Annotated in this window: 19 protein-coding genes and 1 riboswitch; of the genes, 8 read left to right on the forward strand and 11 right to left on the reverse strand. The window is 28.5% G+C overall.

Going from position 1 to position 20,072, the window contains the following annotated elements; translation table 11 throughout:
* The first annotated feature begins 46 nt into the window (after window positions 1-46).
* Complete coding sequence (locus tag Fi14EGH31_RS14675; RefSeq protein WP_200764983.1) at window positions 47-934, forward strand: LysR family transcriptional regulator; 888 nt, start codon at window positions 47-49, stop codon at window positions 932-934.
* Window positions 935-948: 14 nt separating this feature from the next.
* On the opposite strand, the gene hypB is transcribed toward Fi14EGH31_RS14675, so the two are convergent.
* The 4 genes from hypB to Fi14EGH31_RS14695 form a co-directional block, all read right to left on the reverse strand.
* A complete protein-coding gene (gene hypB / locus Fi14EGH31_RS14680) occupies window positions 949-1,536 on the reverse strand; it encodes a hydrogenase nickel incorporation protein HypB (RefSeq protein ID WP_234697807.1) in 588 nt (195 codons plus the stop codon).
* 50 nt (window positions 1,537-1,586) lie between these two features.
* Complete coding sequence (locus Fi14EGH31_RS14685) at window positions 1,587-1,940, reverse strand: hydrogenase maturation nickel metallochaperone HypA (protein WP_022000769.1); 354 nt, start codon at window positions 1,938-1,940, stop codon at window positions 1,587-1,589.
* 1 nt (window position 1,941) lies between these two features.
* Window positions 1,942-4,746, reverse strand: coding sequence for an FAD-dependent oxidoreductase (locus Fi14EGH31_RS14690; RefSeq protein ID WP_200764984.1), 2,805 nt, complete (start codon window positions 4,744-4,746; stop codon window positions 1,942-1,944).
* A 171-nt stretch (window positions 4,747-4,917) separates the two neighbouring features.
* Window positions 4,918-5,514 (reverse strand): pyridoxamine 5'-phosphate oxidase family protein, encoded by a 597-nt coding sequence (locus Fi14EGH31_RS14695; RefSeq protein WP_234697808.1) that lies wholly within the window; start codon window positions 5,512-5,514, stop codon window positions 4,918-4,920.
* A gap of 95 nt (window positions 5,515-5,609) precedes the next feature.
* Here Fi14EGH31_RS14695 and Fi14EGH31_RS14700 point away from each other — a divergent pair, with 95 nt between their 5' ends.
* Complete coding sequence (locus Fi14EGH31_RS14700) at window positions 5,610-5,918, forward strand: hypothetical protein (RefSeq protein WP_107029175.1); 309 nt, start codon at window positions 5,610-5,612, stop codon at window positions 5,916-5,918.
* A gap of 1 nt (window position 5,919) precedes the next feature.
* Window positions 5,920-6,123 carry a hypothetical protein gene (locus tag Fi14EGH31_RS14705; RefSeq protein ID WP_195947362.1) on the forward strand — a complete coding sequence of 68 codons (204 nt, stop codon included), beginning with the start codon at window positions 5,920-5,922 and terminating at the stop codon, window positions 6,121-6,123.
* Between the two features lie 69 nt (window positions 6,124-6,192).
* On the opposite strand, the gene Fi14EGH31_RS14710 is transcribed toward Fi14EGH31_RS14705, so the two are convergent.
* From Fi14EGH31_RS14710 to Fi14EGH31_RS14730, 5 genes are all read right to left on the reverse strand, one after another.
* Window positions 6,193-9,111, reverse strand: a complete 2,919-nt coding sequence (locus Fi14EGH31_RS14710; protein WP_200764985.1) for a TOTE conflict system archaeo-eukaryotic primase domain-containing protein — start codon at window positions 9,109-9,111, stop codon at window positions 6,193-6,195.
* 315 nt (window positions 9,112-9,426) lie between these two features.
* Window positions 9,427-10,725, reverse strand: coding sequence for a diaminopimelate decarboxylase (gene lysA / locus Fi14EGH31_RS14715; RefSeq protein ID WP_022002439.1), 1,299 nt, complete (start codon window positions 10,723-10,725; stop codon window positions 9,427-9,429).
* 11 nt (window positions 10,726-10,736) lie between these two features.
* On the reverse strand, window positions 10,737-11,480 hold the full coding sequence (gene dapB, locus Fi14EGH31_RS14720) for a 4-hydroxy-tetrahydrodipicolinate reductase (RefSeq protein ID WP_139940373.1): 744 nt from the start codon (window positions 11,478-11,480) through the stop codon (window positions 10,737-10,739).
* Window position 11,481: 1 nt separating this feature from the next.
* Complete coding sequence (gene dapA, locus Fi14EGH31_RS14725) at window positions 11,482-12,375, reverse strand: 4-hydroxy-tetrahydrodipicolinate synthase (protein WP_139940375.1); 894 nt, start codon at window positions 12,373-12,375, stop codon at window positions 11,482-11,484.
* Between the two features lie 2 nt (window positions 12,376-12,377).
* Entirely contained in the window at window positions 12,378-12,854 is a 477-nt protein-coding gene (locus tag Fi14EGH31_RS14730) for an ACT domain-containing protein (protein WP_022002442.1), read from the reverse strand.
* A gap of 87 nt (window positions 12,855-12,941) precedes the next feature.
* Window positions 12,942-13,115, reverse strand: a riboswitch (Lysine riboswitch).
* 100 nt (window positions 13,116-13,215) lie between these two features.
* Between Fi14EGH31_RS14730 and Fi14EGH31_RS14735 the strand changes: the two genes are divergently transcribed.
* A complete protein-coding gene (locus Fi14EGH31_RS14735; RefSeq protein WP_267905637.1) occupies window positions 13,216-13,563 on the forward strand; it encodes an arsenate reductase family protein in 348 nt (115 codons plus the stop codon).
* Complete coding sequence (locus tag Fi14EGH31_RS14740) at window positions 13,563-14,327, forward strand: zinc dependent phospholipase C family protein (RefSeq protein WP_118516267.1); 765 nt, start codon at window positions 13,563-13,565, stop codon at window positions 14,325-14,327. The genes Fi14EGH31_RS14735 and Fi14EGH31_RS14740 overlap by 1 nt, the downstream gene beginning before the upstream one ends.
* 23 nt (window positions 14,328-14,350) lie before the next feature.
* On the opposite strand, the gene Fi14EGH31_RS14745 is transcribed toward Fi14EGH31_RS14740, so the two are convergent.
* Together Fi14EGH31_RS14745 and Fi14EGH31_RS14750 are read right to left on the reverse strand one after the other, a co-directional pair.
* Window positions 14,351-14,896 (reverse strand): flavin reductase family protein, encoded by a 546-nt coding sequence (locus Fi14EGH31_RS14745; protein ID WP_118347026.1) that lies wholly within the window; start codon window positions 14,894-14,896, stop codon window positions 14,351-14,353.
* Window positions 14,897-14,949: 53 nt separating this feature from the next.
* Window positions 14,950-15,882, reverse strand: a complete 933-nt coding sequence (locus Fi14EGH31_RS14750) for a PD-(D/E)XK nuclease family transposase (protein ID WP_022002446.1) — start codon at window positions 15,880-15,882, stop codon at window positions 14,950-14,952.
* Window positions 15,883-16,070: 188 nt separating this feature from the next.
* Here Fi14EGH31_RS14750 and Fi14EGH31_RS14755 point away from each other — a divergent pair, with 188 nt between their 5' ends.
* From Fi14EGH31_RS14755 to csm2, 3 genes are read left to right on the forward strand one after another with little or no spacing between them, the layout of a single operon-like run.
* Window positions 16,071-17,282, forward strand: a complete 1,212-nt coding sequence (locus Fi14EGH31_RS14755) for a CRISPR-associated DxTHG motif protein (protein WP_022002447.1) — start codon at window positions 16,071-16,073, stop codon at window positions 17,280-17,282.
* Window position 17,283: 1 nt separating this feature from the next.
* Window positions 17,284-19,611: a type III-A CRISPR-associated protein Cas10/Csm1 gene (cas10, locus tag Fi14EGH31_RS14760; protein ID WP_022002448.1), complete on the forward strand. Its 2,328-nt coding sequence runs from the start codon at window positions 17,284-17,286 to the stop codon at window positions 19,609-19,611.
* Window positions 19,612-20,070, forward strand: coding sequence for a type III-A CRISPR-associated protein Csm2 (gene csm2, locus Fi14EGH31_RS14765; RefSeq protein ID WP_022002449.1), 459 nt, complete (start codon window positions 19,612-19,614; stop codon window positions 20,068-20,070).
* Window positions 20,071-20,072: the final 2 nt, after the last annotated feature.

Genomic DNA, 20,072 nt, shown 5'->3' on the forward strand with positions numbered 1-20,072 from the left:
TTATTTTTAATTATAAATAATGATATACTTATGATGAGGTGATTTAATGGAATTACGTGTCTTAAAATACTTTATAACAGTTGCACAGGAACAAAGTTTCTCCAAGGCCGCTAAAGTACTCAATGTCTCTCAACCTGCACTTTCTAAACAAATTAAAGATTTAGAAGATGAATATCAAATAACTCTTTTTAATCGTACAACGCGAACTGTTTCTTTAACCGAAGAAGGACGGTTATTTAAGGAACAAGCTATTGAGATTTTAAATCTTGTAGACAGAAGTGAGGATTATCTTAGAAATAATAAAAAATATATTAGTGGAAATATTCATATTGGATGTAGTGAAAGTATATGTAATCGTGTTATTATGAAAGCTATTGCTAAAACTCAAAAACAATATCCCCATATTAAATTTCATCTTTATAGTGGAAATGCACAATATGTTGAAGAAAAGATTGATCAAAGTATTTTTGATCTAGGGATTGTTGTGGAACCTGCAAATTTTTCTAAATATGATTATTTAAAGCTTCCTGGTTATGACCTTGAAGGAATTCTTATGAAAAAGGATTATAATCTTGCGAATAAAGATTTCATTACACCTAAGGATCTAATGAATCAGCCAATTATTATATCTAATCAAGAGATGGTTAAAAATAATATTGCGGGATGGTTAGGAGGTAATCAAAGAGCACTTAATGTGGTAGCTACTTATAATCTTTTTTATAATGCCCAATTGATGTGTGAAGAGGATGTTGGTTATGTTTTAACTTTTGAACATCTTTATCATGAAACAACTGAAAGTTCTTTGTGTTTTAAACCACTAAATCCACCACTTATGATTAAAAGTAATCTTATTTGGAAAAAGTATCGTTTGTTTTCTAAAGCTGAAGAAGCTTTTCTAGAAATTTTAAATAAAGAACTAAATGAAAAGGCATAGCCATCTATACCTTTTTAATTATTTTTATTTTCTTTGATCCATTGAATAAATTCATTCATACCTTCACCTGTTTTTGCACTTAAACAGATAATTTTTGCATTTGGATTTAATTCATGGATTCTTTGTTCCACTAATTCTTTATTAAAATCAAAGACAGGTAATGTATCGATCTTATTAATTAAAACAACATCACTAACAGTATAAACCAATGGATACTTAGCTGGTTTATCATCCCCTTCAGGAACTGATAAAATCGTAATATTAATACTTGCTCCTGTATCAAATTCTGCAGGACAAACAAGATTTCCAACATTTTCAATGAAAATAAGATCTACATCATCCATTCCCATTTCATTAAGTCCTTGTTGAGTCATCGCTGCATCCATATGACACATACCACCTGTATGTAATTGAATGGCTTTTGCTCCACCATTTTCGATCGTAACAGCATCAACACTAGCATCAATGTCACATTCCATGACACCTATACGAGTAATACCTTGTAATCTTTCAATCGTACGAAGTAATGTGGTTGTCTTCCCCGAACCGGGAGAAGACATCACATTAATCATTAATTTTTTTTGTTTTTTTAAATTCTTCACGAATTTTATCTGCAGTTACTTCGTTTTCTTTAAATATATTTTGTTTAAGTTCAAGAATCTTCATAAATACCAATCTCCTTAATATTAAACTCATTACCTCTTAATAAATAGGTATTTTCACTATGGCAATAGGGACATGTTTTACCATAATCAATCGTACGATATTGTCCATGACAATCTTCACAATAAGTAATTGCTTCTAATGTTTCTATATACATTTTTGCATGTTCTGTCACTGCTTCTTTTTTTCTTGCCCAATTCCAACAATCAATTAATTGATCATGAACAACACCAGAAACTTCACCAATTTCTAACTTCACATAATCAATTTTATCAACTTTATTTTCTTGCGCAACTTTTTTTACATCTTTAACAACATAAAATGTAACACCTAATTCATGCATCTTAATGTTCTACCTTTTTCTTTAAAATAATATTTTTTACACGTTTTAATTGATAAGGGATAATTGCTTTAAACTTATCTTCTGCCACAACCATATTAGAACATTCTGGATGATCACGATGAAGTTTGATAGCATCAAATTCACATTTAGTTGTACATACCCCACAACCAATACATTTATTCGCATCAACGATTGTTGCTCCGCATCCTAAACATCTTGCTGTTTCTTTTTTAATTTGTTCTTCTGTAAGAATTTGTGTATTATCTTTGAATCGATCTTTAACCTCAAGGTTAATACCTTCAACTTGTTTAGGTCCACGATCATAGCTTTCTACTAAAATATCATCTGTATCAAGTTGCTTAAATTGCCAACGATTACGTCCTGTTTCCATATGTCCATTATGAACATAACGATGTAATGATTCAGCAGCAATCTTACCTTGGGCAATGGCATCAATTGCGAATTTAGGTCCAGTATAAACATCTCCTCCAGCAAAGATATCTTCTTTACTTGATTGGAAAGTCACTTGATTTAATTCAATAGCTGGTCCATTGAATTTAACATCTTCACCTTTTAATAAATCTTTCCATACACTTTGTTGTCCAATCGCAAAGATTAAACGACCACATTCAACTGTCATAGTTTCATTTTCATCATAAACTGGCGCAAATTTACCATCATTAATTACAGATAAACATTTTTTGAAAACAATACCTGTCACTTTACCATTTTCTGCAAGAATTTCTTTTGGTCCCCAACCACAATTGATTGTAACACCATCTTCTCTTGCTTCTTTGATTTCTTCAACTGAAGCTGGCATATCTGGTTCTTGTTCTAAGCTAAATTGGAATACTGAACTTGCTGCATTTCTTGCAGATACACGAGAAGCATCAATGGCTACATTTCCACCACCGACGACAACAACTTTTCCAGCAAATGGCGCATTACCACAGTTTGCATCATGTAAATAATCAATAGCTGTCATAACACCTTCTGCGTTTTCATTTTCAAGTCCTGGTAAACGACCAGCAGCGCATCCAATAGCAATATAGAAAGCTTTATAACCTTGTTCTCTTAATTGTTGAATTGTTACATCTTTTCCAACTTCAATTCCTGTTTTAATTTCAACACCCATCGCTTTTGCGACATCGATTTCAGCATCTAATAAATCTTTTTCTAGTTTATAAGATGGAATCCCATAACGTAACATTCCTCCCGGATGTTTGCTTTTTTCAAACACTGTAGGACGATAACCTGTCTCAGCTAAATAGAAAGCAGCTGTTAAACCAGCAGGTCCTGCTCCAATAATCGCAATTTTTTCATCAAAATGATCCATATGAATACTTGCAGGAATCACAACTTTTGGAATATGTCTCGTTTTGGCATTTAAATCTTGTTCCGCAATAAATCTTTTAATTGCATCGATTGATAAAGCTTCATCGACTTTACCACGTGTACAAGCATCTTCACATCTTCTATTACAAATCGCTCCACAGACAGCTGGGAATGGATTTTGTTTTTTAATGAGCGCTAAAGCATCTTGATATCTTCCTTGAGATGCCATTTTAATATAACCTTGTACTGCAATATGAGCAGGACAAGCACTTTTACAAGGAGCTGTTCCTGTTTCATGAGTATTAATTCTATTATTATCACGATAATTAAAATCGTATTTTTCTGGTCCCCATTTTGTAGCATCTGGTAATTCTTGTTTTGGATACTTAATTTCAGAACCATCTTTTTTACATAATTTTTGTCCTAAACGTACAGCACCTGCTGGGCAATATTCCACACATCTTCCACACGCCACACACTTATCTTTTTCTACATGAGCTACATAAGCAGAACGTGACATATTTGGTGTATTAAATAATTGTGATGTTCTTAAAGCATTACAAATTTCAACATTACAGTTACAAATACCAAAAATTTTATTTTCACCATCAATATTTGTTATTTGGTGAACAAAACCATTATCTTCTGCACGTTTTAAAATAGCTAAAGCTTCTTCTTTAGTAATATCATGTCCTTTACCTGTTTCACGACAATAATCGGCAAAATCTCCAACACCGATACACCAACCAAAATCATCATCAGCACATCCATCACCAATTGCTTTTCTTGAAGCACGGCATGAACATCTTCCTACACCAATTTTACCTTCATATTTATCTAACCAATAAGATAATTTTTCAATATCAATGGCTTCATTTTCCATAGAAATGGCTTTTTCAACAGGAATAACATGCATTCCAATTCCTCCACCACCTGGTGGTACCATTTGTGTAATTCCTGCAAGCGGAATATAAGTCATACGTTCAAAAAAAGCAGCTACATCTGGATGATTTGTTACACGTGGATTTGATCCATCTGGTAACTCTTCCATATTAAATAACTCTGCACTTCCAGGTACAAACATTGGTAAAATATATCTTCTTTCACTTTGTGGTGCAGTGCGACCATTATGATCATAGTGATAACCATAATCATATTCAAGTAAACCAATATAACTCATTTCATCTAATATTTTTTGAAATGCTTCCTCTTGATTTTTTTCAATCTTACATAACTTACACATTTCTTTAAAAGTATAAGGTGTACGTTTTTTCATTTGTAAAGCAATGTCAGCCATTTCATCACTTATAATTTCAGCAAGTCCCCAATATTCTGGATCTTCTACTTTTACGCCACCAAAAATATGATCTGCCACATCGGTAATCTTTCTACCTAACTTAACAATTTTCTCTCTTGGAGGATTGTCATGCTTGTGATTTGCATCCCACTCCTCGTATTTTTTCATACTCATTTAATTTTTCCTTCCTCCCTTAATTGTTCTTTAATTAAAACAATTACGTCCAATTTATTATACATGAAACCCCTCTATTAAGTAATTGTTTATTAAATAATCGTTGATTTTTTCACATAAATTTAGACATATCATTTAATTTGTCTAAAAAAAAGAATCAAAACGATTCTCCTACTTCATTCTAGCCTTTCTATCAGCAATAATATCCGATATATCAAAAGGAATTTCATCATCCTCTTGTTCATAAACATTCAAAAAAGGAACATCTTCAACTGTCCTTAAAGGGAACTCAGATTTAGCCGTAACATCCTTTAAATCACATTCAATCACACCAATATAAATACCAGGTACAACCTTTCTTTCACTTAATGGTTTAATCTCACGATGATTACATGTATAAAGAAAATTGTGTCCCTTTTCCCAAGTTTCAGGATCATCTTTATAATCTAACATCTTCATCTTTCCTTTAGCGATAACACTACGATAATCATGATAATGCCCTTTATATTTCTTATCAGGAAAATCATTAAAAATACTAAACTCAACACATACGCGAGGATCCTTCTTTAATAAATCAGCCTTTTTTCCCACCTTCATAAAATGAGTATAAATATTTAAATGTGTATCTGTCATTTCAAAACCAAAATTAGTTGGAACAACATAAGGATACCCATCTTCATCATTCATACCAATATTTGCAATATTCATTTCCTTCAACATTGCTTTTATTAATTCATAATCTACTACTTCTCTTTCAAATCTACGCATTCTTCCACCTCGTTTACACTATACTTCCTTTTTTTCTTTTTTTAAAAATCTTTCAGTTTTTGAAAAATATCTTATAATATTTTTTGAGGTGGCTTATGAATACATTAAAAATACAAATTAAACCTTTTTATAAAAATAATCCTTTTCATCTAAAAGATGATCAAATACATATCCTATCTACAAATAAAAATGAAGAAGAAATAAAACAGCTTCTCTTACAAATGAATTATGAAAATTATTCAATTTTCATTCAACTTGAATTAGAAAACTATAACTATGGTTATCTCTTTATAGATCATAAAGAATATGAACTTTATTATTATAATGATTTTGATGATTATGAAGATGAAATTGAATTTGCCAGTAAAAACTGGATAAAAATGATAAAAAATAGTGAGGGGTAATATGAAAAAAATAAATGAAACACAAAGAAAAATAATTCATATGCTTAAGGATTTTGGTATTGATCATATTAGTATGGCTGGCATTCTAGGAACTTTAGAACAAGATAATCTAAATGAAAATGATTTTTTAGACTTTATTAAAAACAAAGAAACACTTTCTATTGAGGACTGTACTGAACAAATATGGCATATGAGAGGATATTAAAAACAAGCGTATGAGGCTTGTTTTTAATCTATATTATTCACGCGCGCTCTTATCATTATCATATTGATCTTATTCATCCTTATCTAACGTTAACAACTCCGATGCAACATCAACGGATTTTAATCTAATTAAATTATCATAAATATCTGGTCTACCTAATAAATTAATTCCCCCATGCCATACAATTTCTTGGTCAATAATAGCATAATGATTATCTAGGTTTTCACATAATTCAACAATTATACCTGCCATTTTTAAATGATATATTAAGTAATTTGCATAATCAGGATTATCAAACTGCAAATTATTAGGATCTCTTGTAATAACAATAACCGTAACTCCTTTTTCTTGTTTATTCTTCACCAAATCAATGAATTCAAATATTTTCTTTTCATCTAATTGTGGACTACATACAATTATTTCCTTATTTGACTCATGAATGTCCTGAGCAAATATTTCAGAGTAATCATTATAATTATAAATATGATGAGCTTCTTGTTTATTATTCACTACATTTGTAATAACGTCGAAACCAATTTTTCTATAAGCTCTTAGCCTCTTTTTATACATATTGTTAAAAAAGCTAATATGTAAATCTACATAATCATATACGATAGCACTTTCCTTAAATTCATAATCTCTATTAATTCTTCCTAAAAATTGTTCTACTAATGGTTCTCCTGAAACTGGTGTTGTAAGAAAAAGTGTATCTAATCTTGGAACATTAAACCCTTCACCTACAGATTGTGAAGTAGCAACCAAAATAAACGATTCATTTTGGTTTATTTCTAACAATTGTTTTCTTACTTCGTTATTTTTCTTTTGAGTATTATCACCATAAATCAAGAAAGTATTATCAAGCACATCTTTCTTTAAAACATCATATAAATATTTAGCGTGTTCCTTATAACGAGTTAAAACAATAGGACTTCTTTTATTTTTAATACATTCTTTTATATCTGAAATTATCATTTCATTTCTAATTGTACTTTTTGCTATTAATGAATACGCACTATTTATATCTTGTTTACTATCACCTAAATTAATAACTCGTGTAAATCGCGGATAAATAAAATGATCAATGTTTTGTTGTTCTATCCTTTGTCTACTTGTGAATTGATGTCTTATAGATCCTATCAACATATAAACTTTCTTTTCTAATTGATCGATTCTCTTATCATTTGCTGAAACACCATAAACGTATTTTGAATTCACTTTATTTAATACATTTTCAAATACAGATGATGCACTATGATGGCATTCATCAACTATCACCATACCATAAGAATCTTTTAACTTACTTTTTCCATTTTTATCGTAAATTGAATTGACAGATACAACATCTATTATCCCAGTTAACGTGTTTTTATTTCCATAAAGAACCCCTATAACATCATTCCTTGTTTTAATTATTCCCGTTTTAGTTTGATAGGTTGGTAATTCTTCATTTATATCTAAAAATTTATGTAACTCTTCTACCCATTGATTGATTAAACTGACACTTTGCATAACAATCAATGTACTTACTTTTCTTTTTGAAATAAGGTAACTTGCAACAACCGTTTTTCCAAACGCTGTTGTTGCATTTAAAATACCATTATCATATTTTAATAATTCATTTGCTGCTGTATTCTGATTATCTTTTAATTGTCCTTTAAATTCTACATTGACTGGTTTTCCTCTTTCTCTTTTATCAATAATTTCATATGGAATATTTGCCTGTGAGCACTTATCACTAATCTTTTCCATTAGTCCTCTAGGGATTTTAATATAGTCATTAATATCACTTCCCATATAAACAACCATTGGTTGATTCCAATTCGAGTACCCTAATCTATTATTCTTATAAAATATTGGATTATCAAAAGCAACTAAACTCCTTATTTGATTTTGAATTCTAGGGCTTAAATTCAAAGTATCAATATAAATACCATCAGCAAGCACAATTGTCATTTTTTCTACAACATCTTCTTTATAAAAAGGCTCATCTTTTTTCCATGGCTTAATTCTCGCTTCTCGATTAGGATTTATCAATAATCCTTTACCTTCTGCTAATTCGATCTTCCATTTATCAATATACCTTTCAACATCTTTTTTGGTTAATCTATTAATTTTATTAAGAACCAACCATTGATCATAATAAGCATTCCAATTTTCATCAACAAAAGCACTATTACCATTTTTTAACGCTTTACCTTGTAATGGAAGTGCTATAACATTCCCAAGCCCTTGATTATGATCTTGTGTAGGAAACATTCGATCATAATATCTAAATGATTTTAAGTTAATTGATGCAGCTCCTTTTTCTATTAGTAAATAGCCAAAATCTCTTGCTAGCGATGCTGATATAAATTCTTTGAATACTATCCAAGCATGTGCCCCATTTCCAGAACGAGACCTTTCTATTAAAACATCAATATTACTTTCTTCACAAATTTTTCTTAACGCATTTACTTCATCTTTCCAATCATTATTATCTATACTCTCTTCATCATGATTATCAAAATCAAAAACAATAAACTTACATGTATCATTTTCTAAAAGAGGATAAATACCTATTACATCTGTGCAATTATCTTTATGACCAAGCAAATGATTTAATCCTACATTTCTGTTTAATTCTTTCCATTGCTTATACGGACAATCTATACATGATGTTTTTACATTGTTTTGTTTAGGACACATACTATTCCATCTATTATTACATTGCGGAAAATAACCACCTCGTGAACCTCTTAATGCATAGACGTCTCTCCTACCTTGAAATATTGTTAAAAAAATAGCAGCCATTTCACCTGTAATATATTGATCTTTTATACAAGCACCTTGATCTTCATTATATTCAGTTAGATTATTTGTTATATTATTCGTTTGTTCATCAAATATTATATTTGATTTTTTTAACAATTCTTTTAATTTGTTATTTTCTTCTTGTAAATCCCTTATTTTTTTCCTCAATGTTTCTAAGTTATAACCTGTAATATTCATAGAAGAATCTCCTTAAACAATTTATTATATATATTTTATAATGTATCAAATAATAAATATATAAAAAGAGAATACTAATTTTGTATTCCCTTTAAAAATTTTTCATCTCGGGTATATTATAAAAATATTTTTATAATATACCCACCATTTCTGGTTGTTCTCTTTATTATTCAATTTCTTGTAATATTTAGGTTGTCCCCAAATTATTTGATTACCCAATATATAAAATAAAAGCCCTGTAGAACAGGACTAAGTATCAAAGTACTTTTTCTTATGTCCGTTTTACAAGGGCTATTTTAATTTAATTTATATTTTTTAATCTACATCATATGCAACCAAATCATCAAAAGTTTGTCTACGAATGACTTCTTTAGATTTACCTTGGTATGTAAAGACTACTGCTGGTTTAGGTAATTGGTTGTAATTAGAAGACATTGAATAGTGATAAGCTCCTGTCGAGAACATTGCTAGAATGTCTCCTGGTTGAGGATCTTGTAACATAATATCTCTAATTAAAATATCTCCTGATTCACAGTTTTTACCAGCTACTGTTACTAAATGATTTGCTTCTTGTCCAGCTTTATTAGCGATAACAGCATCATATTTAGCGTTATATAATGATGAACGGATGTTATCTGTCATTCCTCCATCTACACTAATATAATCTCTAATATCTCTAATGTATTTATATGAACCTACTGTATATAAAGTAATACCTGCATTACCTACACAATAACGTCCTGGTTCTACTAAGACCATTGGTCGTTTCATATCTCTTTTGTCGAATCCTTTGTAGATGATATCCATGATTGTAGAAACAACATCATCAAATTCTAGTGGATGATCACTTGCTGTATATTGGATACCAAAACCACCACCAGCATTTAATTTATTAATAACGATTCCAAAGATATCATAGATTTCATAAGCAATATCTACAAATTTATTCATTGCAAGTACATAAGCTTGAATTTCTTCAATTTGACTACCTACGTGACAATGAATTCCATCAAAATTGATATGTGGTGCATCAATAACTTTTTTAATTGCTTTTAAGTATGTATTATCATGACTTGAAAAACCAAATTTTGTATCTTTGGCTCCAACACGAATATAATCATGTCCACCTGCATAGACACCTGGTGTGATTCTGACAAGTCCATTGACTTTAACATTTAATTTTGAAGCAATTTCTTCAACAAGTTCAATTTCATAGAAGTTATCAATGACAAAGTTTTCTACACCATTTTCTAAAGCGTATTGAATTTCTGAAGGTAATTTATTATTCCCATGGAAATAAATCTTTTTAGGATCAAATCCTGCTTTTAACGCAACACTGATTTCTCCTGCAGAAACGCAATCAATTCCTACGCCATATTCCATTGCTAATTTATAGATTGCTTTACATGAAAATGATTTTGATGCAAATAATGGTAATGTATTTTCATATTTATCAATCATTTTTGTTTTTAATGTATTAAATTGTTTTCTAATATGTCCTTCAGACATAACATAGAGTGGTGTTCCATATTGTTTAACTAAATCAGTTGCTTTCACATCATCTATGTATAAATCATTTCCCTTAATTTGTGCAAATTCAGTTTGTAAAACCATTTCTTTTCTCCCTAATAAAGTGTTTTTAACGTAAACAACCCATGATCCTTATCTTGTAAGGCTTTAGCTGCAGCTAAAGCACCTTGAACAAAGACATCTTTAGATAAAGCTGTATGTTTAATTTCAATAATTTCATCTAATCCCGCAAACATAATTTCATGTTCACCAAAAATTGTTCCACCACGAAGTGCTTGAATTCCAATTTCTTGTTTCTTTCTTTTTTCATGAAGTGCACTACGATCATATACAGGTGTTGTTTCTTTAATTTCATCTTCCATTACTTCATATAAAAGCTTTGCTGTACCTGATGGTGCATCAATCTTTTGATTATGATGTTTTTCTAAGATCTCAATATCATAACCATTATCATAGAATTCTTTAGCAACTTGTTTTAAAATTTTTGTCACCATTTGAATTCCAAAGCTTGTATTATAAGATTGGAAGATAGCAATTTCTTTAGAAGCTTCTTCAATCTTATCTAATTGTTCCTTAGAAAAACCAGTTGTTGCAAAAACAACTTTTGTTTTATTCTTTTTAGCGTAAGCTAAAATATCATCAAGATTGTTTGGATGTGAAAAATCAATAATCACATCCGCACGATCTTGGACTTCTGTTAAATTATTGTACATTGCTTCTGGTGCTTTTTCATCAAACACATAAGAAACAATCCCAATTAAATCAAAACCTTCTTGTGTTCTTAATTGATGAGCTACTTTTTTACCCATCAAACCATATCCATATAATAATACCTTCATCTTAATACCCCAATTTTTCAAATGTATCCATTGCATCAAATAAAGCTTTTTTATTTTCTTCTGTTGTTTCAATTAATGGTAATCTTAAATGTTCACCACATACTCCCATTTTCGCAAGTGCAGCTTTTGGCATAATTGGATTAACATCAATAAATAATAAACGTGAAATAGGATCTAAAGCATAAGCTAAAGGTTGAGCTTCTTTAATATTTCCTTTTAAGATTAATTGTGTTAATTTTTCTACTGCTTCTGGATATAAGTTAGAAGTTACAGAAATAACCCCTTTTCCTCCAGCTGCCATAAATGGAAGAATGTTATCATCACATCCTGAATATAAATCAAAGTCTAAATCAGCTGTTTTAGCTAAAACTTCCATCGCATAAGCAATATTATCTGTGGCATCTTTCATTGCTTGAATGTTTTTGTGTTTAGCAAGTTCAACAACAGTATCAACCGAAATATTTAATCCTGTTCTTCCTGGTACATTGTATAAAATCATTGGAATATCAACGGCATCCGCAATTGTTGTATAATGTTGAATTAAACCTCTTTGGCTTGTTTTATTGTAGTAAGGTGTTACGACAAGAATCGCATCCGCCCCTTTTTCTTTAGCATAACGTGCTTTCTTTAAAGCTGTTTGTGTATCATTTGAACCAGCTCCACAAATAACTTTAACGCCTGTCCCTTTCGCAAGTTCTAGTGTTAGATCTAATAATTTAAATTCATCTTCAATAGTAATTGTAGCTGTTTCACCTGTTGTTCCATTTACAAGTAAAGCTTGTACACCACCATCAATCATTCTTTGAACTTGTTTTTTAAATCCTTCAAAATCAATGTCTCCGTTATCAAACATTGGTAATACAAGTGCAACTGCACTTCCTTCAAAAATTGTCATATTTATTTATCCTCCTCAATATGAAATCTTTCTTTTAATAATTGAATTGCTTGATCTAAATTCTCTTTATCAATAACTAAAGAAATTGTTCTTTTACTTGTCGTAATTTGATAAAAGTGAATATTAGCTTGTCCTAAAACATCAAATACTTCAGCTGCTAAACCTGGTGTTGTTTCTACCAGTTTTCCCCCAACCGCAACTTTAGCGTATTTTCTAATTTGATAAATTTGAATTTGTTTAAATTCATCTTTTAATTTCATGATTGCTTGATTTAGTTTTAATTGGAATTCTTGATCTAATGTAATTTCAATTTGAACAAAATCATCAACAGTAACTTGTGAAATCATGTCTACATTAATTTCTTCATCTTTTAATATAGAAAAGATTTTCGCAATCATTTTAGGATGTTTTGGTACATTTAATAACTTAAGTTGAATAATTTCTTTTTCACAACTTATAGCTTCAATAATATCGTTCATAATTTCCTCCCTATATTTTATTCATCCTCTTATAAAAAGTGACAAATAAAAAATTGCAATGAGTATCATTGCAACAAAAAATTCGTTATCAATGATAGCTCCCCATTACCTTTAGATAATGACAGTTGAATAGGTCTTTCCTAGACACCCAAGATTCTACCTCATGCAATAGATACAATCTTTCGGCAAGTGCTCCTCCTTCATTACCTTGTTGCATCAAATAATAATAATCTCATAACATCTTGCGCCTCTATCTTTATTTGAGTAAATTCTATCACATCTTGAAATAGTATACAATAATAAGCCTTATTATTTTTCATTTAGTAGTAATTTTGATATGATAGTTTCAGGAGGGATATTTATGTTATTTATTTGTTATCCAAAATGTTCGACATGTAAAAAAGCAAAGAAATTTTTATTAGATCATCAAATTGAATTTGATGAAAGACATATCGTTGAAGAAAAACTAAATAAAGATGAATTAAAAGCACTTTATTTAAAAAGTGGTTTACCACTTAAAAGATTCTTTAATACATCAGGTAATCTTTATAAAGAAAAACATTTAAAAGATGTTTTACCGACTTTAAGTGAAGATGAACAATTAGAACTACTTTCTACTAATGGTATGCTTGTTAAAAGACCTATACTTGAAACAAAAGACAAAGTTCTTGTTGGTTTTAAAGAAGAGCAATATAAGGAACTTCTCTAATGCCTGCTGGATATACACATTATTGTTTTGGTAAAGATGTTTATAAACATCTTGATGATCAAAATATTAAAGATTTATTACTTAGAAATGAAAATTGTTTTTTAATTGGTCTTCATGGTCCAGATATTTTCTTTTATGAAAGATGGAATAAAATAGCAAGAAAGATGCATCAAGATAAAGCCAATACTTTCTTTGAAAAGGCACAAGATATTATTCAAAGTGAAGCACAACTTGCTTATATTCTTGGTTTTATTTGTCATTATTTATTAGATAGTCAAATGCACCCTTATATTAAAAGGATGATTAAAAATACAAATATGGATCATTTTGAAATAGAATCTGATTATGATCGTCTTCTTTTAAAAAGACATCATCAAGACCCTTTGCATAAAGAAATCTATGAACATATTCGCTTTAAAGAAAAAGAAATATGTACTATTCAATCCTTTTTTCCTGAACTATCTTATTTAGATATTGAAAAAGCTCTTAAAGGATTAAAAAGAATTGATCATTTATTAAAAGCCCCTAGCTTTTTAAAAAGGGGGCTTATTTATGGATGTTTCCATCTCACATTCAATTTTCATAAACTCCAAGGTTTAATTATTAACTACCATCATAATAAAGAAATGGAAAAATATAATGATATTCTTGATAAAATCTACCAACAAACCTTAAAAGAAGCTCTTATTTATCTTCCTTTATATATTCAAAACTATAAAAAACACGCTCCTTTACCAGAACGCTACTATCACAACTACAAATAGTGCATCAAACGATGCACTATTTTTTATAAATCAAAACCATCTTTGAAAGCTTTACCAACATTTTCTCCTAAAACACGATACGTATTATTGACCATATCAAAAGCAATAATTTCCATTTTATCTACATCTATCTTACCATTTTCATCTAAATAATCTTCATCAATAGAAACATTCACAACATTTCCAATTAAATTTCCATCTTCAAAAGATTCTACAGTACATTCTAAAGTAAGTGGATATTCTTCAATAATTGGTGCATCAACATGTTTTGAAGGTGTTATATGGACACCACTTTTAGCAATCTTATCTTCTTTATTTCCTGAAACAACACCGAAATAATCAGAAATTTTTTCAGTTTTCTTTGTCGCAAATGATAAAGTAAAAGCTTTCTTTAATTCTAAATTATCTGTTGTTTTATGTTTAGAAAGTGATACATAAACTTGATTATAATCATAAACACCACCCCAAGCAGCATTCATGACATTGGCTTTACCATCTTGATCATATGTTGCAAGCATTAAAACAGGTAAAGGCATAAATTGCATTTTATTTCCTAAATCTTTTCTCATATATATGTTTCTCCTGATTCTTATATTATACCATAGATAAAAGCCAAGCTTTATTAATCTCGACTTATAATTTCTTTAATTCTCTCTAAATCCTGATCATTGATTAATGCATCAAAAATTAGATTGTATTTTTCAAGTGTCAAATTTTCTAATATTTCATCATGTTCTTGGGAAAATTTACTTTTAAAAAGCGCAATAGTATTTTCTTTAGCTTTTAATAATTCTCCTTCAGCTTTTCCTTCTTCTAATGATTCTTTACGAATTCTTTGTTCTTCTTGGTAATGTTGAATTTTAACGAGTTGTCTTTTCTCTGCTGCTAAAACAAGTCCTTCATCTTCATTGAATTGTTCAAGTTTATCTTTCATGATTGTTACCACCTCATTATCTAAGGTCATTATATCATGGGTAAGTCCTTGATATAAGATGTAGATTAAGATTTCTGATTTACTAAAGCTTTTAATTCCTCTTTCTTTTTCAATGACTTTAATAAAAGGAAGTTGTACAAAGTAGCTTTCTATTAAATTAAACCTTCTTACATATCCATGTCTATTTCTAGGCATATAAGCATCTATCAATTCAAGATTGTCTTTATCAATATCATCGATAAAAAGAATAGTTACTACTTTATGTAGATTTTCACTATATTTCTTATCTCCTCGATTGACTTGATGATCAAGCATGCGAGATTCATAAGCTTGAAAACGATGATAGATTTCTCTAGAAAACTTTGTATTCTGCATTTCTATATCAATCAGTTCCCCATCTTCTGTTTTTACCTGAACATCCAAAATCATATCTTTATCACTTATATGACTGGGATTAAGTTCAGAGTTTAAGACTGTAATTTCTTGAGTTTTGATATGTGCAATCTCTTCGATGATGAGTTTTAATAGATAGTAACACTGAACATCTTTCATATTGGATAATAGATACTTAAATACAAGATCATTTTTAAAATCGGCAATTCTAGGTCTTATCTTTTCCATTATAAAATTCTCCTTTCAGTATATATATAGACACTAAAAGTCAAAATTTCTTTTAAAAAATGAATTTTTTTATTTTTAATTGTTTAATTCAGTATTTTATTAAAAATATCACTATAGAATTTATATGAAAGTGTTTTCAATATACAGTTTTATATATGGTATAATAATATATAAGGAGGCGATTAATTATGCAATACTTTACTTTTTTAGGAGTTGGTACTCTTCCGGAAGGCTATGAAGAGGCGCTTTATTCTTTTGAAGATAACAAAGAAGAAATTCATGCTTCTAAGTACGTTCAGAGCGCTATCATTGAAAAATTTCAATCAGATATTTCTGAAGTATTTGTATTTTGTACCGAGAAGTCATATAGTCTAGGTGCTAGAAACATTAAAAATGAAATAAAAACTAAATTTAATATAGATATTAAATTTATAACTATAAATGAATTCGTAAAAATTGAAGAAATTCTACAAAAAATGAATGAAGTATTAAAAGAAGATTTTATTATTGATGTTACACATAGTTTTAGAAATATTCCAATTTCAGTGACAATGATATCTAATTATTTAGAAGTATCAACTAAAAAACAATTAAAGCATCTATTCTATGGTAATTATAATCGTGAAACTAATGAAGGATTAATTATTGATTTAATTAACCAATATGAAAATTCAAAAATTGCTTCATCATTAATGGCATTCGATCAATTTTTAAAGATATCAGATACATATTTATACAATTTAAATGATAATAAAATAAATAATTTGATGAAAGGCATTTATCAATTTAATCACATGCTAGATTATTGTGAATTTGATAGCTGTGTTCATTCTATTTCTCAAATTTATAATTTCTGCCAATCCATATTAAAAGAAAAAGATAAATATATTCTTCTTACACCATATCTCAAAAGTATACAAAAGAAATTATCAAATATTTATATAGAAAAAAATGATGCTATTAAAAAAATCAAATTTATTAAACTTTTATTAGCTCATAATTCTTTACAAATTGCTATTACGTTTACAGATCAACTAATTAGGGAAGAACTTGTGCATTATTATTATTTTCCAGATAGTAAATCGTTTAAAGAAGAATTATTAAATAAAATTGCTAAAGAATCTGATTTTTATGACTTATCAACAGATCTTTTATTCTTTTTAAATATACGAAATTCATCTAAGAATATAAATTCAAAAGATTATATAGTAAAAATTCGTAATAAAAATAATAATCTCTCAAAAAACACTGACATTCTTGATAAAGATAGCATAAATGATTTTTATTTAAAAATAAGAAATGTTGTTAATCACGGTGGTAAAATTAAACAAAATGTAGATGTGAATAAGATAATTTTAAAATGCCTTGATAGTGTAGAAAAATTTATAAAGGAGGGCTAAAATGAATAATTTAAATATTGCTTATGCAGCTTTGCTTCATGATATTGGGAAATTTTATCAAAGAACTACAAAGATTTCTTTACTAAACTCACAAGAAATTGCATCTACTCCAATACATGCAAATGGCTATCATACACATATTCATAGTGGATATACTGCAAAATTTTTTCATGATTATCTTCATTTGAATGATCAGCTAGAAAAAGCATCTAGTGGACATCATATTAATGAGGTTGATGAATTTGATAGTATTATTCGTGATGCTGATCGAATTGCTTCTAAAATTGATAGAAATGATGAAAACTTTGATTTTGAGGAAAATCATAAAAAAACTAGATATCAATACATTACGTCTAGACTATCATCTATTATGGGAAATATAGATTTTGGACAAACAATTTATGATTCAAAGTTCAAATTAACTAGCATAGATCAATGTATGAACCCGTGTAGAAATAATATTGAACAAAATACAATTGAAAGTATTGAGGAATATAAAAAACTATTCGCTCAATTTATTGAAGAAATAAAATTCGATAATTTATTAATTGGTAAACCAACGCCCTATAAATATCATCGTATGTATTCTTTACTTTATAAATATACAACCTTGATTCCTTCTTCTACATATGAAACAAATAATCAAACTGTAAGTTTATTTGATCATTTAAAACTTACAACAGCTATTGCAAGCTGTTTATCACAAAATAATTGTAATAACTTTTATATGTTAGAATTTGATGTCTCTGGTATTCAAAGTTTTATTTATAAAATTACCGAAGGATCTAAAACTAAAACTAATATTGCCAAATCTTTAAGAGGACGTTCAGCATTTGTTACTCTTATTACTAATGCCATTACATATACAATATTAGATAAATTTAAACTTACACAAGCTAATATCATTTTCAATACTGGTGGAGGAGCATTACTCTTATTACCTTATTTAGATGATACTGAAAAAATCATTCATAATACATTCAATACTATAACAAAAGAACTTTATAAAAGATTTAATACTTCATTATCTGTTGTTTACGCAATTGAGAAAGTTGATAAGTTTGAATTAAGTAATTTCAAAACAGAAAAGGCCCTTGCATTAAAAACAAAATTAGAGGAATATAAATTAAAAAAATTCTATCCTTTAATTAATAATGATTTCTGTGTTGAACATTTAGAAGATAAAGAAATTTGTGAATTATGTGGTCAAAATTATGTAAAAAAAGATCATAAATGTCAAAATTGCTTAGACATTCTAAATATATCTGATTATTACACAAAACACGATAAATTCACTATCCTATACTCTAATTTAGATTATAATAATTGTTTAATGGATTTAGGTTTTATAAAAATTTACTTTTTTGAAAAAATACCTCATGAATTAATTAATAAAAATGACTTTTATTATATAGATGCTGTTAATCATTTTGAAGCTGGAAATGTTAAACTTCTTGCTAACCTTGTTCCAAAAGAAAATAATACTATTTTAAATTTTGAAAATATTACAAAAACATTAGATAAATCTTATGGTGATGAAAAATTAGGAGTTCTTAAAATGGATGTCGATAATCTTGGAGCAATCTTTGCTTTTGGACTTAAACAAGGAAAAAATAATGATGTAACATTGCAACGTTCTTTATCAAAATATTTAACTTTAAGTAGATTTATAGAATTATTCTTTGGATACAAATTAAAACAAATTTGTCTTGATTTAAGTAAAAAACTACAAAATAAAAACGAAAACATCTTTTATATTAATTATGCTGGAGGAGATGATCTTGTTATTTTAGGACCAATTTATGGAATTCTACAATTAGCCAATAAAATACATATTGAATTTAAAGAATTTGTTCAAAATCCTAATATAACATTATCAGCTGGTATACATATTCAAAATCCTAAAAAACCTATACGTTTTGGAATTAAAATGGCAGATAATGCATTAGAAGCCTCAAAATCTTATGTAAAAGATAACCGCTCAAAAAATGCTATTACAATTATGAACAGTACTTTTTCATTCGAAGAATTACCAAATATTTTAAATAAAATAGAGACTTATCGTGGTTATTTAAATGATAAAACAAATCCATTATCTCGTACTGGATTTTATAACATTATGTCCCATATGGATAATAAAACACTAGATGAATACTATTCAACAATTCCTATTATTCAATATTCACTATATAGACAAATCGATAATAGCCATGAGACTTTAAGAAAAAAAATATTACAAGATTTAACAACTCTAAAAACAGACGAAGAAATTAACAAACAAGTAACTATTATGAAACTCGTTATCTTATTTACAAGGGAGGTTAATTAAATGAGTTATAACACTAAACAACATAGATTACCAAACAAACCACCAAAAGAAAGAAATAATATGCCCGAAAAAATAACTATCCCATTATCAGAAAAATACACTAATCCTGCTGAAATATTTCTTGATACTGGAATAGCCTACAAAATAGCAAATAAAATGGGAGATATAGCACCACATCAATTAAGAAAAATTCTAAATGTCTTAAAAGAATCTGTAACAATCGTAAAACGTAATCCAAATAAATTTATTGATGCTAGAAATAAACTTTATTACATTGTTCCCTTAACTGCTTATAACACAGGTAGAAATAAAGGACTTCAAGAATTATATAATTTTGTCTATCAACATATTAATGAAAAAGCTATTCAATCACCAAAAGATATTGAAATATTAGACCAAATTTTTACAAGTATTATTGCTTACCATAAAGTATTAAATCAAAATAAAAAGGAGAAATAAAA

This window comes from Faecalibacillus intestinalis, assembly GCF_015097455.1.
In the GTDB taxonomy this organism is placed as follows: Bacteria; Bacillota_I; Bacilli_A; order Erysipelotrichales; family Coprobacillaceae; genus Faecalibacillus; species Faecalibacillus intestinalis.